Consider the following 16,831-nt stretch of genomic DNA (forward strand, 5'->3'; position numbering starts at 1 on the left):
CTCGCTGATCCAGCAGGGCGATGGTCGTCCCACCGTGATTGTGCTCGACAACGCGAGCGTTCACCACAGCATCGATCAGCACACGCTGGACCGCTGGTTTCTCGAACACAAGGCGCTCCTGTTCTATCTACCGCCGTACAGTCCCGAACTCAATTTGATTGAGATCGTGTGGAAGCACATGAAATACCACTGGCGGCGTTTCGTCACCTGGACAAAGGAAACCATCGACGCCGAACTCGCCGCGCTTCTATCCGGCTATGGCACCAAATTTCAAATCAATTTCTCGTGAACACTTATCGGACCCTTTAAAAACAACCAAAAAGCCGCAAATAATTGGTTCCGTTTCTGAAAAAATCTTACTGATGATTGCGATTTCCTGCTTCAGGCGATGGATGCTACGCGTTCGGTAGAGAACTAGCAGACGAGGTACAATACTATTGAGATGTGAGTTTTGATAGATAACTGGGAACTCAGATGCCCCTATGGGCTCTAAGTATTAGCACTCCGCATACGAGAGTGCTAACATCCATCGTGGTCTGGCTTTGCCGGATCTTTGTCTGAATAAAGGAGTTTGCTACGTGAGCAACACATTGACCCTTCCGAGTACTCTGAGCCCGTCGTCGGCCAAGGCCGGTTCGGCAGGTGCACTGACGCTCTCGCATGCTTCTCTTCTGCCCGGCCACCTGGGCAATATCGACGCCTACATCCAGGCCGTGAACCGGATTCCGATGCTGACGCCGGCAGAAGAGCGCCAGTTCGCCACCGAATACCGCGAGGACAACAATCTCGACGCCGCGCGCCGGCTCGTTCTGTCGCATTTGCGGCTGGTCGTGTCGATCGCGCGCAACTACCTCGGGTATGGTCTGCCGCACTCCGACCTGATCCAGGAAGGCAACATCGGCCTGATGAAGGCCGTGAAGCGCTTCGACCCGGAGCAGAACGTGCGCCTCGTGTCGTATGCGATGCACTGGATCAAGGCTGAGATCCACGAGTACATCCTGCGCAACTGGCGCACGGTGAAAGTGGCGACGACCAAGGCGCAACGCAAGCTGTTCTTCAACCTGCGCAGCCACAAGCAAGGGTTGCAGTCGTTCACGCCGGACGAGATCGACGGTCTCGCGAAAGAGCTGAACGTGAAGCGCGAGGAAGTGGCCGAGATGGAAACACGTCTGTCGGGTGGCGATATCGCGCTCGAGGGACAGGTCGAGGACGGCGAAGAAGCATTCGCCCCGATCGCCTACCTGGCCGATTCGCACAGCGAGCCGACGGCCGTGCTGGCTGCGCGCCAGCGCGACCGTCTGCAAAGCGACGGTATCGCGAGCGCGCTGGAGTCGCTCGATCCGCGCAGCCGCCGCATCATCGAAGCGCGCTGGCTGCAGGTGGAAGACGACGGGTCGGGCGGCTCGACGCTGCACGAGCTCGCCGATGAATTCGGCGTGTCGGCTGAGCGCATCCGTCAGATCGAAGCAAGCGCGATGAAGAAGATGCGCGCCGCGCTAGCCGAGTACGCGTAACGTCGGAGAAACAGTCAGAGAAGCATCGGGTGGCCGAAAGCCGCATCGAACCTGCACCGAGCCCTGCCTTTCGAAAGAAGGCAGGGCTTTTTCTTGGTTCTTCGAAAGCTGCGTCACTGCGAGTCACCCGCGAGCGCTCGCCTTGACCTGATGCGGAACGTGGCCTATTAGTGGTGAATCACCGCCCGGCGGCTCGCGACGCGATGACGCGCCACCAGCCGACAGACTATTCCTACAATCGTTATGCATGCGCCAGTGCGGCTGTCTTGGGCACTGGGTCCTGCCGGAACATCCGGCGCGATGTCGTTACCAATCGATCATGGCCATAACGCTCAATCATAGGAATCCTTCACGCCGCGCGCTCAGCAGCCGCATCGTCGCGTGGGCCCGCGGCCCGACCTTCGCACGCGACATCGCTATCGTCCTCGCCGTCAAATTCGCACTTCTGCTCGCGCTCAAGTTCGCGTTCTTCGATCATCCGCAGGCGCAGCACATGTCGCTGCCGCCCGCACAGGTCGCTCAGGCACTGCTTTCCGTGCCCGTCTCGCCTCCGTCCCAAGGTGACAACCATGCCCGCTAGCGATGTCGTCGACCTTTCGCGTCTGCAGTTCGCCGTCACGGCCCTGTATCACTTTCTCTTCGTACCGTTGACGCTCGGATTGTCGTGGCTGCTCGTCATCATGGAGAGCGTCTACGTGATGACGGGCAAGCCCATCTACAAGGACATGACGCAGTTCTGGGGCAAGCTGTTCGGCATCAACTTCGCGATGGGCGTCACGACGGGGCTCACGCTCGAATTCCAGTTCGGCACCAACTGGTCGTACTACTCGCACTACGTCGGCGACATCTTCGGCGTACCGCTCGCCGTCGAAGGGCTGATGGCGTTCTTTCTCGAATCGACCTTCGTCGGCCTGTTCTTCTTCGGCTGGAACCGGCTGTCCCGCGTCCAGCATCTGATGGTCACGTTTCTCGTCGCGCTCGGCTCGAATCTGTCCGCGCTGTGGATTCTCATCGCGAACGGCTGGATGAACAATCCCGTCGGCGCTGAGTTCAACTACGAGACGATGCGCATGGAACTGTCGAACCTCTTCGCCGTGATCTTCAACCCGGTCGCGCAGGTGAAGTTCGTGCACACGGTATCGGCGGGTTACGTGACGGCGTCGATGTTCGTGCTGGGCTTGTCGTCGTGGTATCTGCTCAAGCGCCGCGACACCGAGTTCGCGCTGCGCTCGTTCGCGATCGCAGCGGGCTTCGGCCTCGCGTCGACACTGTGTGTGATCGTGCTCGGCGACGAATCGGGCTACACGACAGGCGAAGTCCAGCAGATGAAACTCGCCGCGATCGAATCGGAATGGGAAACGGCACCGCCGCCCGCGCCGTTCACGATTTTCGGCATCCCGAATCAGCAGGAAGAGCGCACCGACTACGCGCTGCGTGTGCCCTACGCGCTCGGCATCATCGCGACACGTTCGCTCGATGAACCCGTCGTCGGGCTCAAGGAACTGATGGCGCGCAACGAAGCGCACATCAGGAACGGCATGATCGCGTACGGCGCGCTGCAAAAGATCAAGCAGGGCGACACGAGCGACGAAACGCGCGCGTCGTTCGACGCGCACAGGCAGGACCTCGGCTATGGCCTGATGCTCAAGCAGTTCACGCGGAACGTCACCGACGCCTCCGCCGATCAGATCAGGCAGGCCGCGAAGAAAGCGGTCCCGCCCGTTCTGCCCGTGTTCTGGTCGTTCCGGCTGATGGTCGGTCTCGGCCTGCTGTTCCTCGCGACATTCGTGCTCGCGTTCTTCTTCTGCGCGCAGCGCACGCTGCTGCGCGACAACCGCCGCTGGTTCCTGCGCTGGGCCGTGTGGGCGATTCCGCTGCCGTGGCTGGCGGCGGAATTCGGCTGGGTCGTCGCCGAACTGGGACGCCAGCCGTGGACCATCGCGGGCATTCTGCCGACGTCGCTCTCCGCATCGAGTCTGACGGCGAGCGACCTGTATCTGAGCCTCGCCGGTTTCGTCGTGTTCTACACCGCGCTCTTCATCATCGAGATCACGCTGATGTTCAAGTACGCGCGGCTCGGTCCGTCGTCGTTGCACACGGGGCGCTATCACCACGAGCGGACCGCGACGGCGACAGTCGGCGCAAACACGGCCGCATGAGCGGCATCGGCACGCTTGCATCAAGGGATATCACGCTATGGATTACGCAACTCTCAAACTGATCTGGTGGGCGCTCATCGGCGTGCTGCTGATCGGCTTCGCGCTCACCGACGGCTTCGACATGGGCGCCGGCATGCTGCTGCCGTTCATCGGCAAGACGGACGCAGAGCGGCGCATCGTCGTGAATACCGTCGGCGCGACGTGGGAAGGCAACCAGGTCTGGCTCATCACGGCTGGCGGCGCGATGTTCGCCGCGTGGCCGCTCGTCTATGCTGCGTCGTTCTCGGGCTTCTACTTCGCGATGCTGCTCGTGCTGTTCGCGCTGTTCTTCCGCCCCGTCGGCTTCGACTACCGGGGCAAACGCGACGATCCGCGCTGGCGCAGCGCGTGGGACTGGGCGCTGTTCGCCGGAGGTTTCGTGCCCGCGCTGGTGTTCGGCGTCGCGTTCGGCAATCTGCTGCAAGGCGTGCCGTTCGCCTTCGATCAGGAACTGCGCGTCGCCTATCACGGCAGCTTCTTCGCGCTGCTCAACCCGTTCGCGCTGCTGTGCGGACTGTTGAGCGTGTCGATGCTCGCGGCACACGGCGCGGCGTTCGTGAAGATGAAAGCGGATGGCATCGTCGCGCGGCGCGCGTCCGTCGCGTTGCGCATCGCGTCGCTTGTCGCCGTCTCGCTGTTTCTGATCGCGGGCGTGCTGGTCGCGACGCTGATCGGCGGCTATCAGATCAGCGAGCCGGCCCCGTTCGATACCGTCGCAAATCCGTTGCTGAAAAACGTGATCGGCGCGCCAGGGCTGTGGCTCACGAACTACTCGCTGTATCCGTGGATGACCGCAGCGCCTTTGGCCGGCATCATCGGCGGCGTGCTCGCGCTGGTGCTCGCAAGCTCTCGCTTCGAGCGCACGGCGTTTCTGTCGACGTCGCTAATGGTGATCGGCGTGATCCTGACGGCGGGCTTCTCGATGTTTCCGTTCATCATGCCGTCGTCGCTCGATGGCCGCAGCAGCCTCACCGTCTGGGATTCGACGTCGAGCCAGATGACGCTGCAGATCATGCTCATCGCCGTCATCGTGTTTCTGCCCGTCGTGCTCATCTACACGAGCTGGGTGTATCGCGTGCTGCGCGGCAAAGTGACAGCCGAAGCGATCGAGCAGAACTCTCATTCGATGTACTGACGCACGACTCGCCAGGAGGAGCCGACCATGTGGTACTTCAGCTGGATTCTCGGGATTGGCCTCGCGCTCGCGTTCGGCATCATCAACGTGATGTGGCTCGAAGCGAACCATGTCGTCGATGGCGACGCGAACGAGAGTTGATTCGACGAGAGCCGCGTGCCGTAAACGCGAATCGGCGCCCCGAGGGGCGCCGATTTTTTATCGCAAGACGCTCAGACGGCCAGGCGCTTCAAGCCGTTGCCGTCAGACGCGTCGACAGTTGCTGCGCGTAACGCTGTGCCGAATCGCCGACGACGATATGGAACGTATCCGTCGATACCCACGCGACGTTCAGCGTATCGAGCCGCTGGCGATCGACAGCCGACGGATCGCGCACGACGATGCGCAGGCGCGTCGCCGCCACCGCTTCGAGCGAGGCAATATTCGTCGCGCCACCGAGCACAGCGAGCCAGCGCAGCGGGTCCGGATCGAGCGGACCGTTGCCCGCCGCATAGGAAGCATCGGCAGCCGTAGCCGTGTTGCCCATCGAAGCCGCCGACGAAGCCGCCGAAATGACCGCCGCCGTCGTATCGCCGTTCGCGATCGTTGCGCGGATTTCATCGGCGATGATGTCCGCTTCCGGCCCGATGATGACCTGCACCGCGCCCGCGCCGCGCTTCAATACGCCGCGCGCGCCGATCGACTTCAGTTCGTTCTCCGACACCTTGTCCGAATCGACAACCGACAAACGCAGACGCGTCGTGCAAGCATCAACCACCGACAGATTCGCCGCGCCGCCCAACGCAGCGATATAGCGCTGCGCGCGCGTCGACGACTTCGCCGCCGCGCCTTGGACGGGCGCCACATAACCGGCCGGCGCGTACGATTCCGTGGCGGCGTCAGCCGTTTCCGACTCGCGGCCCGGCGTCGCCATGTTGAACTTGCGGATGAAGAAGCGGAACAGACCGTAGTAGACGACGGCATAGGCGAAGCCGATGAGAATCGCTTCCCAGCCCTTCGTCGACAGGCCGTAGTTCAGCACGTAGTCGATCGCGCCCGCCGAGAACGTGAAGCCGAGCTTGATGCCGAGCGCCGAGCAGATCGCAAGCGACAGGCCCGTCAGCACCGCGTGGATCGCATAGAGCACGGGAGCGAGGAACATGAAGCTGAATTCGATCGGCTCCGTCACGCCCGTCAGGAACGACGTCAGCGCCATCGAGAACAGCAGGCCGCCGACCACCGCGCGGCGCTCCTTTGGCGCTTCATGGAGCATCGCGAGACACGCGGCCGGCAGACCGAACATCATGATCGGGAAGAAACCCGTCATGAACGTGCCCGCCGTCGGATCGCCCGCGAAGAAGCGGTGCAGGTCGCCCGTCACAGCCGCGCCGCCCGGTGGCGTGAAGGTGCCGAACACGAACCATGCGAGCGAGTTCAGGATGTGATGCAAGCCCGTGACGAGCAACAGACGGTTCAGCAGACCGAACACGAACGCGCCGATCGCGCCTGCCGTCGTCAGCCAGTGGCCGGCGGTGTCGATTGCACCCTGCACGGGCGCCCACGCGTATCCGAAGACTATGCCTAGCACCAGACACGCGACCCCGGTGACGATCGGCACGAAGCGCTTGCCACCGAAGAACGCGAGGTAGTCGGGCAGCTTGATGTCCTTATACCGGTTGTACAGCATCCCCGCGACGATGCCGGCGATGATCCCCGACAGCACGCCCATGTTGAGCTTGTCGTTGATGTCCTTCATCACGGCGACTTCGATCAGATAGCCGATCGCGCCCGCCAGCGCCGCAACACCGTTATTGTCCTTCGCGAAGCCGACAGCGACGCCGATCGCGAACAGGAGCGGCAGGTTGTCGAAGATCGCGCCGCCGGCGTCGGCGATCATCTTGATGTTGAACACATCGGGCTGACCGAGGCGCAGCAGCAGGCCGGCCACGGGCAGTACCGCGATCGGCAGCATCAGTGCGCGGCCAAGGCGCTGAATCTTCAGAAACGGATTCCCATCCATTGATACCTCCACTCCTTTGTCTCGTGTAATAGAGTCGTTGCTTTATATGCAGGTTGAAATGTCGAGCCGACGGGCTCTGTCCCAAGACGGATTGCGCAAATGTCGCGATCAGTCTTGCGGCCAGAGTTCGCGGCTCAGGGCTCTTACCGCCTGTGCCGATTCGAGCGCCAAGGTGTCCTGAGCGCGCTGACGGCACAGCTGATAATCGAGTTTGCGCACACGCGCCTTGATGCCCGGTACGGACACGGGATCGACCGACAGCTCAGTCACGCCGAGCCCGACGAGCAGCGGCACCGCGAGCGGATCGCCGGCGAGCGCGCCGCACACGCCGACCCACTTGCCATGCTTTTCCGCGCCCTGCACCGCTACCGAAATGAGGCGCAGCACAGCGGGGTGCAGACCGTCCGACTGAGCGGCGAGATCGGCCTGGCAGCGGTCCATCGCGAGCGTGTATTGGGTGAGGTCGTTCGTGCCGATCGACAGGAAATCCGCGTGCTTCGACAACTGATCGGACAGCAGCGCAGCCGACGGCACTTCGATCATCACGCCGACTTCGATCTTGTCGGTGCGGCCTGTTTCGGCAGCGAGTTCGTCGATCCGCTTGCGCAGACGCACAAGTTCACCCACGTCCGTCACCATCGGAAACATGATGCGCACCTTGCCCGCCGGCTGAACGGCCAGCAGGCCGCGCAGCTGGTCTTCGAGCAGATCGGGGCGCACCTGCGCGAGACGGATGCCGCGCAGGCCGAGCGCCGGGTTCGGTTCGGGCGGCAGCGTCAGATAATCGACCTCTTTGTCCGCGCCGACGTCGAGCGTGCGGATGATGGCCGTGCGGCCTTGCAGCGCGTTGACGATCGACTGATAGCTCTGACGATGCTCGTCGACGGTCGGCGCGGCCTGGCGATGGATGAACAGCAGTTCCGTACGCAGCAGGCCGACGGCATCCGCGCCGTTTTCGACAGCGGCCGTTGCGTCGTCGAGCGTCGCGATGTTGGCGGCCACTTCGATCGCGCGGCCGTCGCTCGTCGCCGCCGCTTGCTGCGACGTGCGACGATTCGCTTCGCGCACGCCTGCAAGACGCTGGCGTTCGGTGCGCGCGCGTTCGATATCGAGCGAGCTCGGCGCGTACTCGAAACGGCCCGCTGTCGCGTCGACCACGACCTGCGTGCCGTCGGCGATCGAATGCAGCGCGTCGCCCAGCGCGACGATCGCGGGAATGCCCGCCTGACGCGCGATGATCGCCGCGTGCGACGTCGCGCCGCCGCGCGCCATCACGAGCGCCGTGACGCGCGTGCGATCCAGCGACGACAGGTCCGACGGCGTGAATTCGTCCGCGCTCAGCACGGCCTCGTCGGGCAGCGAGCGCGCGGCCGCGTTCGAGTACCCGAGCGCACGCAGCACGCGCTTTTCGATGTCGCGCAAGTCGGCGGCACGCTCGGCGAGCAGCGCATCGTCGACTTTCGACAGCACGTCGATCTGTGCGCGAATGGTCTCGCGCCACGCGAAGCCCGCGCTCTTGCCGAGACTGATCAGATCGCGCGCCGCGTCGATCAGCGTCGGGTCTTCGAGCAGCACGCGATGCACCGCGAATATGCCCGCTTCGCCGTGCGCGCCGCGTTGCGAAGCGTCACGCACGGTCGTGTTCAGTTCGGCATCGACGGAAGCGAGCGCCTTGTCGAGTTGGCGGCTTTCGGCGGCGGGCGTGTTGCCCGTCGTCTCCGGCGGATCGATGTCGGCATCGTCCCAGCGCACCAGCTTGCCCACGGCGATGCCGGGCGCCGCGCACACGCCCGCGAGCGTGTTCGGCGCGAGCTGCACGCCGCCCGCTGCCGTCGCGGGCGCGACCGCGACGGGCACGGGCGAGATCTCGCGCGCCGGCTTTTCTTCCGCTTCGCCGTGCGCCTCGCGCGTCAGTTCGCGCACGACGGCAACGACCGCCGCCGCAGCCTGCGCGCCGATGCCGACGATCTCGACCGTTGCGCCCTGCCCCGCGCCCAGCCCCAGCAAACCGACCACGCTTTCAATCGCCGCCTTCTTGCCCTCGAAGCGCACTTCGACGCGTGCATCGAGACCGCGCGCCGCTTCGCGCGCACGCGCCGCCGGACGCGCATGCAGACCGCCCGCATGCGTCAGCACGATCGATTGCCGCGCTTCTTCGGTGACGCTCGACGCCTCGCGCGACGCAGCGACGGCATGGCCGTCTCGCGCACGCAGCACGAGCAGTTGCGATTCGCCTGCTTTCAGCGTGCCGCTTTCGGCGCGCTCGACGATTTCGAACGCATCGGAATTGGCGATCGCAACCACCGACACGAGGCTCGGCGCATTGCGCGCGACCGTATCCTGGTCGAACTCGATCAGCACGTCGCCCTTGCGCACCTTCGCGCCCTGTTCGACCATCGGCGCGAAGCCCTTGCCGTTCAGCTCGACGGTGTCGATGCCAATATGCAGCAGCACTTCGGCGCCTTCTTCCGTCGTGATCGTGACGGCATGACCCGTGCGCGCCAGATGCATCACGACGCCGTCGCATGGCGCGACGAGCTTGCCTTCCAGTGGATCAATGCCGATTCCATCGCCGAACATGCCGCCTGAAAACACAGGATCGGGCACGCTCGCGAGCGGGACGACGGGCCCCGTCATCGGCGCTAGCAGAACAATTTGGCCTTCGGAATGGCTCTTCAAAACGGACTCCTCGACACGTCGCATCTGCATCTCTCGATCAGTGAGTTTCGGTGACTTTCATCAGATGGCGCGGCGCATCGGGATTGCGTCCGCGAGCGGCGGCAAGGCCGGCAGCCATCACGTAGAAAGAAAGGATTGCGGCAATCGGATCGAGTGCGGCATGCTCGGTCGATACGAGCGGCAACGCGGCTTCGGGCATGTCGCCTGGCGAGGCGAGCAGCACGCGCGCGCCGCGTGCCTGCATGTCGCGCGCGAGCTGCAGCAGGCCCGCCTGTTCCGGTCCTCGCGGCGCGAACACAAGCAGCGGATAGTCGCGGTCGATCAGCTCCATCGGACCGTGACGCACTTCGGCGCTCGAAAACGCCTCGGCCTGAATGCCCGAGGTTTCCTTCAGCTTCAACGCCGCTTCCTGCGCAATCGCGAGACCGAGGCCGCGACCGATCACGATCATCCGTTCGACGTCGCGCAGTTCATCGACAGCCTTCGACCAGTCGAGCGCGCCCGCGCGCGCGAGCGCATCGGGCAGCGACTTCAGCGCGCCGAGCAGCGCTTCGTCCTTTTGCCAGTGCGCGACGAGGTGCGCGGAGACGGACAGCATCGCGATATAGCTCTTCGTGGCCGCGACGCTCAGCTCGGGACCGGCGACGAGCGGCAAATAGAACTCGCATGCCGCTTCGAGCGGCGAGCCTGGCACGTTGACGGCGGCCACGGTCAACGCGCCCGCTTCGCGCAGCGCCTGCATCGTGCCGACCAGATCGGGGCTCTTGCCCGATTGCGAAAAACCGAGCGCAAGCTGGCCGTGCACTTTCAGCGGCGCCTGCTGGAGTGTCGCGACCGACATCGGCAGCGACGCAACGGGCAGACCGATGCGGCTCATCGTCAGCGATGCGAAGTAACTCGCCGCGTGATCCGAACTGCCGCGCGCGACCGTCAGCGCGACATGGCGCGGCTCTTGCGCGAGCCGTGCAGCTAGCGCTTCGACGCGCGACGTATCGTTGAGTTGCGCGGCGACCACGTCGGCGGACGCCAGCGCTTCCTTAAGCATATTCGACAATCGATTCTCCTTCGACGTAAGTTGCCGTCAGCGCCAGCTCACGGTCGAACACGACGACATCGGCCCACGCGCCACGCGTGAGACGGCCGCGGTCTTCGAGGCCGAGGTAGTCGGCGGCGTAACGCGACATACGGTTTGAAACGTCGGCCATCGGCAGGCCGAGCGATACGAGATTGCGCAGCGCCTGATCCATCGTCAGCGTGCTGCCTGCGAGCGTGCCGTCGGCAAGGCGCACGCCGCCGAGACACTTCGTGACGTGCTGGCTGCCGAGGCGGTACTCGCCGTCGGGCATCCCCGTCGCCGACGTGCTGTCCGTCACCACGTAGAGACGCGGAATCGCGCGCATCGCGGCGCGGATCGCGCCCGGATGGACGTGCAGCAGATCGGGGATGATTTCCGCGTATTCCGCATGCGCCAGCGCCGCGCCGACCATGCCCGGATTGCGGTGATGCAGCGGCGACATCGCGTTGAACAGGTGCGTGAAGCTGCGCGCGCCGTGCTTCATCGCGGCGACGGCGTCGTCATAGGTGCCGAGCGAGTGGCCGAGCTGCACGCGCACGCCGCGCGCGGCGATCTCCGAGATGATGTCCATATGGCCGGAGATTTCCGGCGCGATCGTCACGACGCGGATCGGCGCGATCGACAGATACTTCAGCACTTCGTCGAGCACCGCCGACACGGCCGCGTCGGGCTGCGCGCCGAGCTTGCCGGGATTGATGTACGGGCCTTCGAGATGCACGCCGAGCACGCGCGAGCCGCCTGGCACGCGATTGCGCGCGACATCGCCGAGGCCGGCCACGACGCTCATCAGCTCGTCGCGCGGCGCGGTCATCGTCGTCGCGAGCAGGCTCGTCGTGCCGTAGCGCGCGTGTGTGCGGGTGATCGCCTCGATCGCGTTGCCCGCTTCCATCACGTCGGCGCCGCCGCCGCCATGCACGTGCAGATCGATGAAGCCGGGCAGGATGTACGGCGCGTCGTTCGTCGATGGATCGGCTGCGTCGCCCTTGATAGCCGTGATGCGGCCGTTTTCGAATTCGATCGTGCCGTGGATCCAGCCTTCGGGGGTGAGTATGTTTCCGGTCAGCATGAGTCTCTCTGATGTTGCGTTATCCAGTGCGTAACTGATTCGTGCCGCGTGGGTTTCGTGCGTCTTGCTGTTTTGTACGTCGTGCATCAAGCCCGCTTCCTTTGCATGCGCAGCTCACAGCCGCAGTTCGGCGACGAAGTCGTAGTAGTCGTCCAGGCAATAGGTATCCGTGAGTTCGATCGCGCGCTGGTCGGCGCTATAGCCGACGCGCGTGATCAGCAAAAGCGCGCCGCCCGGATCGATATCCATCAGCGACGCGATCTCGCTCGACGCGTTGACGGCGCGAAAGTGCTGCAGCGCGCGCACGACGGGCGCACCGCGTTGTTCGAGATAGCTGTAGAGCGAACCGCCGATCCCCTGAGGATCGGGCACGATCGAAACGGGCAGCGACGAATGTTCGACGGCCATCACGATGCCGTCGGCGCGCCGCAGACGGCGCAGGCTCGCGACGGAAGCGCCCGGCGACAGGCCCAGATGCACGATCTCTTCGCGAGTCGCCGTGCGGATGTCGCGCTCGAGCCAAACGGAGTCCGGCCGGAAGCCTCGCTGCTCCATCTTCTTCGTGAAGCCCGTGAGGCGCGACAGCGGATCCTCGACGCGCGGCGTGATGAAGCTCCCTGCGCCGCGCGCCCGGCGGATCAGCCCTTGCTCGACCAGCAGCGCGATCGCCTTGCGCGCCGTGATGCGCGAAACGCCGATCGCGTCGGACAACGTGCGCTCCGACGGCAGCGCTTCCCCCGCCGACCATACGCCGCAATGGATCGCCGTCGCCAGGTTGCGGGCGAGCTGCAGGTACATCGGGGTGACGTTGTGGACGTCGGGTGTCAGGGCGGACCAACGGGTTTCCATAGGGCTCGGTCGGGATCGTGAGGAAGGTGTGACCTACGAAATCGGAGCCCATTATATAACCACAATAATACCAGTCAACGAGCTGGTATCTAGCTGGTCTATCTCGGCTAAAGCCTTGTCGCAAAAGGCACTGTGCGAATTAAGCGGATTTCCACTGACACCGATCTGGCATTAGGGCATACCCGTATTTGAGACCAGTTGCCAGATTGGTCTCCATCGATCGTCTGTCAACTTGCGTGCGTTAAGCTGCAAATGTCATACCTCTTAATTAACAATCTGGTGCAAACTTCGGAATTCGGGCGCTATCACCCGATCGACAGACACACAAGCTTGGTGAACAAATGACAGGCCAATACGGGGAACGGACACGGTGAACGATCCCGCTACAGTCCGGGCGGAAGCCGTCCGCCATTTCAATCGCTTTTACACGCAGCACATCGGCGTGCTGCATGAGCATTTGCAGAAAAGCCCGTTTTCGCTGACGGAAGTGCGCGTCATGCATGAGCTTTCGCGCGGCCAGCATCAGACGGCTGCCGCGCTCGCGCGCAACCTCGGCATCGACAGCGGCTATCTGAGCCGTCTGCTCGCGAGCTTCGAGCGGCGTAACCTGATTACGCGCCGCCCGTCGGAAGTCGACGCGCGCCAGTCGCTCGTCTCATTCACCGACGAAGGCCTCGCCGCCTGGCGGCCGCTCGATGCCGCGGCCGTCGACGAAGTCTCCGCCGTGCTGGCCCGGATCGCGCCGCAATCGCAGGATCAGCTGGTCGGCGCGATGAAGCTGATCGAGCGGCTGCTCGACGAACGGCCGCGACGCAGCATCGTCACGTTGCGCGCGCCGCGAACGGGCGATTACGGCTTGCTGATCTCGCGACAGGCGCAGCTGTTCGCGGCCAGCCACGGCTGGGATCACACGTTCGAGGCACTGATCGCGCAGCAGATCGGGCAATTCGCGCAGCGCCACGATGCACAGCGCGAAAACTGCTGGGTCGCGGAACAGGACGGCCTGATCGTCGGGTCGGCGCTGGTAGTGGCTGCGTCGGATGCACAGGCACAGGTGCGCATGCTGTATGTCGAGCCGGACGTGCGGCGGCTCGGCATCGGCACGCAGCTGATCGACGAGTCTTTGCGCTTTGCAAGGCGCGCCGGCTATCGTGCGCTATGCATCGAAAGCGAAAGCACGCTCGACAATGCGCGCCGGCTCTTCACTCAGACAGGCTTCTCGCTCGCCTCGGCGACGCCTGAGCGGCGCTTCGGGCGCGATCTCGTGATCGAGCGATGGGAGCGCGCGCTGTAAGCTCACGCGTGCTGGCCTTTTCCCGGAGCACAAAAAAAGCGCCACGGTTTCCCGTGGCGCTTTGCACATCGACAGGTCGACTGACGCCGCTTAGAACGACGGCACGACCGATCCCTTGAACTCGGTCTTGATGAACTGGCGCACGTCTTCCGACTGGTAAGCGGCGACCAGCCTCTTCACCCACGGCTGATCCTTGTCCTTCGTGCGCACGGCGATCAGATTCGCGTACGGGCTATGCACGTCTTCGAGCGCGATCGCGTCCTTCGTCGGCTGCAGGCCCGCGGCCAGCGCGAAGTTCGTATTGATGGCGGCGGCGTCGACGTCGGCGAGCGAGCGAGGCAGTTGCGCGGCATCGAGTTCGACGAGCTTCACCTTCTTCGGATTGTCGGCGACATCGAGCGGCGTCGCGTTGCTGCCGTTCGTGCCCGCGCCCGCCTTCAGCTTGATCACGCCTTGCGTTTGCAACAGCAGCAGCGCGCGGTTTTCATTCGACGGATCGTTCGGCACCGCGACCTTCGCACCCTGCGGCAGATCCTTCACCGACTTTAGCTTCTTCGAATAGATGCCGAGCGGCGAGATGTACGTCAGGCCGGCGTTGACGATCTTGTAGCCGCGCTGCTTGATCTGGCTGTCGAGATACGGCTGATGCTGGAAGCTGTTCGCGTCGAGATCGCCGGCGTCGAGCGCGGCGTTCGGCTGCACGTAGTCGTTGAACTCGATGACCTTGACGTTCAGGCCTTCGCGCTTTGCGACCTTCTGCACAACCGACCAGATTTGCGCGTCGGGACCGCTGATCGTGCCGACCTTGATGACCTTGTCGTCGGCGCGCGCGCCGAAGCTGGTGACGAGTGCCGCCGAAGCGAGCGCTGCGGAAAAAACCTTGATGAGTGTTCTGCGCTGCATGTGATTCTCTCTTGACTGCCTTGTTTCAGATTCGTGTCAGACGGCGGGCAAACGGGCGCTGCCCAGGGTCCGCCGAGCGTGGGATGGTCTCACAGGCGCGCAGCGATGTGAAATACAGGGATCGCATATGGGTATGCGCATGAAGCGCGCCCGGCCGCGCGCGGAGAATTCCGCTACGCGACAAGAGCACGCGAAGGCGTGTTCGCGAAGAATCACAGCAGCGCGATCGTCGATCGCAACCACTGCCGCCTGCAGGTCGGCAACGATGGTTGCGATCGACGGATGCGCAACTGGTCAGAATGTCGTCCAGTCGTCGTCGGAAGACTGGACCTTTGCCGGACGCGGCGGCTCGGCGGACTTTGCAGCGGACTTTGCAACGGGCTTCGTTGCGACGCGCGGCGCGGCGTCCGGCGCGGCTTTCGTCATGGGAGCAGCCGGCGTGGAAGGCGCGTACGGCGCCTTCGCGACGGTAGTCGCAGAGCTCTTCGCCGCCGATGCAACAGTCTTCGATGCAACGGCTGCTTCGCTGCCGTTCACCCGGAACATGCCGATCGCCTGTCGCAGGCGCGCCGCCTGATCCTGCAACGACGAGGCAGCGGCGGCAGCCTGCTCGACGAGCGCGGCGTTTTGCTGCGTCACTTCGTCCATCTGCGTGACCGCGCGGCCCACTTGCGAAATACCGCTGCTCTGCTCTTCCGATGCCGCTGCGATTTCACCCATTATGTCGGTCACGCGGCGCACGGCCTGCATGATGTCACCCATCGTCGTGCCTGCCTGCTCGACGAGCGTATAGCCGTTGTTGACGCGTTCTACGGATGCGCCGATCAGTTGCTTGATCTCCTTCGCGGCCGTTGCCGAACGTTGCGCGAGGCTGCGCACCTCGCCCGCGACGACTGCGAAGCCGCGCCCCTGCTCGCCCGCGCGCGCCGCTTCGACGGCAGCGTTCAGCGCGAGAATGTTGGTCTGGAACGCGATCCCCTCGATCACGCCGATGATCTCCGAAATCTGACGCGAGCTGTCGTTGATCTCCGTCATCGTGCTGATCACGCGATTCACGACCTCGTTGCCCTTCGTCGCGATCTCCGATGCGTTGTTCGCGAGTCCGCTCGCCTGGCGCGCGTTGTCGGCGTTTTGCTTGACGGTCGCCGTCAACTCTTCCATGCTCGCTGCCGTTTCCTGCAGCGAGGCCGCCTGCTGCTCGGTGCGCTGCGACAGGTCGCCGTTGCCCGCCGCGATCTGCTGCGTCGCCGTTGCAATCGATTCCGCCGACTGCCGGATCTCGCCGATCGCGCGCTGCAAGCGGCTTTGCATCTCGTTCATCGCGGCCATCATGCTCGACGAATCGTCGGTGCGCACGGACACGAGCTGCGTGAGGTCGCCCGTCGCGATACGTGACGCGAGACGCGCCGCATCCTGCGGTTCGCCGCCGAGGCTGGCGCGCACGTTGCGGATGATCAGCAGCATCGCGAGCGAAATCACCGCGCCGATCACCAGCACGACGATGAAGTGCTCGACGAGGTTCGCGTAGTAAGCGGTGTCGATGTCGCGCACGAACACGCCGCTTGTGATGTTCCAGTCCCACGGCGCGAAATGCACAACATAGCTGATCTTGGGCACGGCCTCTTCGCTGTGCGGCAGGCGTCCGCGATAGGCGGCGAAGCCGTTGCCCGTCGCCTTCGCCGCATCGACGATCGTCACGTACAGCAGCTTGCCGTCCGGGTCCTTGAAGTCGCCGACCTGCGTGCCGACCATCTGCGGCAATGTCGGATGCATCAGCACGACGGGCTTCGAATCCATCACGAAGAGATAGCCGGATTCGCCGTAGCGCATCGTCGCGAGCCGCGCGAGCGCGTCGCGCTGCGCGTCGGCCTCGCTCATCTTGCCGGCCTGCGCGAGCGCGTAATAACCGTTGACGACGCCTTGCGCCGCTTCGACGAGATTCACCATGCCGGCCTTGCGCTCGTCGAGCATCGTCGCGCGCGTTTCGACCGCGCTCCACAAGCCGACGCCCAGCAAACCCAGCCATACGAGCGCAAGCGACAGCCACAGCTTGCGGTTCAGACTCATCCTGCTCATTGTGTTGGTCTCTTTTGGTGTGGTCACTTCTTTGGCAGATCGC

General features: G+C 64.1%; 14 protein-coding genes. 7 read left to right on the forward strand and 7 right to left on the reverse strand.

The features are described 5' to 3' along the window. From GCT13_RS21500 to cydX, 6 genes are all read left to right on the forward strand, one after another. Nucleotides 1–289: transposase (locus tag GCT13_RS21500; RefSeq protein ID WP_152761409.1), on the forward strand; the 289-nt coding region annotated here is incomplete at its 5' end. Nucleotides 290–578: 289 nt separating this feature from the next. Beyond that, the gene (rpoH, locus tag GCT13_RS21505; protein ID WP_321574519.1) at nt 579–1,514 is read left to right on the forward strand and encodes an RNA polymerase sigma factor RpoH; all 936 of its coding nucleotides are present in this window, start codon (nt 579–581) and stop codon (nt 1,512–1,514) included. A 319-nt stretch (nt 1,515–1,833) separates the two neighbouring features. After that, nucleotides 1,834–2,094, forward strand: coding sequence for a cytochrome oxidase putative small subunit CydP (gene cydP, locus GCT13_RS21510; protein ID WP_152761411.1), 261 nt, complete (start codon nt 1,834–1,836; stop codon nt 2,092–2,094). Then, nucleotides 2,084–3,673 (forward strand): cytochrome ubiquinol oxidase subunit I, encoded by a 1,590-nt coding sequence (locus tag GCT13_RS21515; protein ID WP_152761413.1) that lies wholly within the window; start codon nt 2,084–2,086, stop codon nt 3,671–3,673. The genes cydP and GCT13_RS21515 overlap by 11 nt, the downstream gene beginning before the upstream one ends. Nucleotides 3,674–3,710: 37 nt before the next feature. After that, complete coding sequence (gene cydB / locus GCT13_RS21520; protein ID WP_152761415.1) at nt 3,711–4,847, forward strand: cytochrome d ubiquinol oxidase subunit II; 1,137 nt, start codon at nt 3,711–3,713, stop codon at nt 4,845–4,847. Nucleotides 4,848–4,874: 27 nt separating this feature from the next. Beyond that, entirely contained in the window at nt 4,875–4,988 is a 114-nt protein-coding gene (gene cydX, locus GCT13_RS21525; RefSeq protein ID WP_152761417.1) for a cytochrome bd-I oxidase subunit CydX, read from the forward strand. An 88-nt stretch (nt 4,989–5,076) separates the two neighbouring features. Here cydX and nagE read toward each other — a convergent pair whose 3' ends face one another. From nagE to GCT13_RS21550, 5 genes are all read right to left on the reverse strand, one after another. Beyond that, nucleotides 5,077–6,846 carry an N-acetylglucosamine-specific PTS transporter subunit IIBC gene (gene nagE / locus GCT13_RS21530; protein ID WP_152761419.1) on the reverse strand — a complete coding sequence of 590 codons (1,770 nt, stop codon included), beginning with the start codon at nt 6,844–6,846 and terminating at the stop codon, nt 5,077–5,079. Nucleotides 6,847–6,954: 108 nt separating this feature from the next. Next, on the reverse strand, nt 6,955–9,549 hold the full coding sequence (gene ptsP / locus GCT13_RS21535; RefSeq protein ID WP_152761421.1) for a phosphoenolpyruvate--protein phosphotransferase: 2,595 nt from the start codon (nt 9,547–9,549) through the stop codon (nt 6,955–6,957). A gap of 13 nt (nt 9,550–9,562) precedes the next feature. Beyond that, nucleotides 9,563–10,570: an SIS domain-containing protein gene (locus GCT13_RS21540; RefSeq protein ID WP_152761658.1), complete on the reverse strand. Its 1,008-nt coding sequence runs from the start codon at nt 10,568–10,570 to the stop codon at nt 9,563–9,565. After that, a complete protein-coding gene (gene nagA, locus GCT13_RS21545) occupies nt 10,563–11,666 on the reverse strand; it encodes an N-acetylglucosamine-6-phosphate deacetylase (protein ID WP_152761423.1) in 1,104 nt (367 codons plus the stop codon). The genes GCT13_RS21540 and nagA overlap by 8 nt, the downstream gene beginning before the upstream one ends. 114 nt (nt 11,667–11,780) lie before the next feature. Continuing rightward, nucleotides 11,781–12,515 (reverse strand): GntR family transcriptional regulator, encoded by a 735-nt coding sequence (locus tag GCT13_RS21550; protein WP_152761425.1) that lies wholly within the window; start codon nt 12,513–12,515, stop codon nt 11,781–11,783. A 370-nt stretch (nt 12,516–12,885) separates the two neighbouring features. Between GCT13_RS21550 and GCT13_RS21555 the strand changes: the two genes are divergently transcribed. Next, nucleotides 12,886–13,809 (forward strand): bifunctional helix-turn-helix transcriptional regulator/GNAT family N-acetyltransferase, encoded by a 924-nt coding sequence (locus GCT13_RS21555; protein WP_321574520.1) that lies wholly within the window; start codon nt 12,886–12,888, stop codon nt 13,807–13,809. Nucleotides 13,810–13,899: 90 nt separating this feature from the next. Here the strand turns inward: GCT13_RS21555 and GCT13_RS21560 are convergent, their stop codons facing one another. Both GCT13_RS21560 and GCT13_RS21565 read right to left on the reverse strand, forming a co-directional pair. Next, a complete protein-coding gene (locus tag GCT13_RS21560) occupies nt 13,900–14,712 on the reverse strand; it encodes a MetQ/NlpA family ABC transporter substrate-binding protein (RefSeq protein WP_152761427.1) in 813 nt (270 codons plus the stop codon). Between the two features lie 294 nt (nt 14,713–15,006). Beyond that, nucleotides 15,007–16,788 carry a methyl-accepting chemotaxis protein gene (locus tag GCT13_RS21565; RefSeq protein WP_152761429.1) on the reverse strand — a complete coding sequence of 594 codons (1,782 nt, stop codon included), beginning with the start codon at nt 16,786–16,788 and terminating at the stop codon, nt 15,007–15,009. Nucleotides 16,789–16,831 lie beyond the last annotated feature (43 nt).

It is taken from the genome of Paraburkholderia franconis, assembly GCF_009362735.1.
In the GTDB taxonomy this organism is placed as follows: Bacteria; Pseudomonadota; Gammaproteobacteria; order Burkholderiales; family Burkholderiaceae; genus Paraburkholderia; species Paraburkholderia franconis.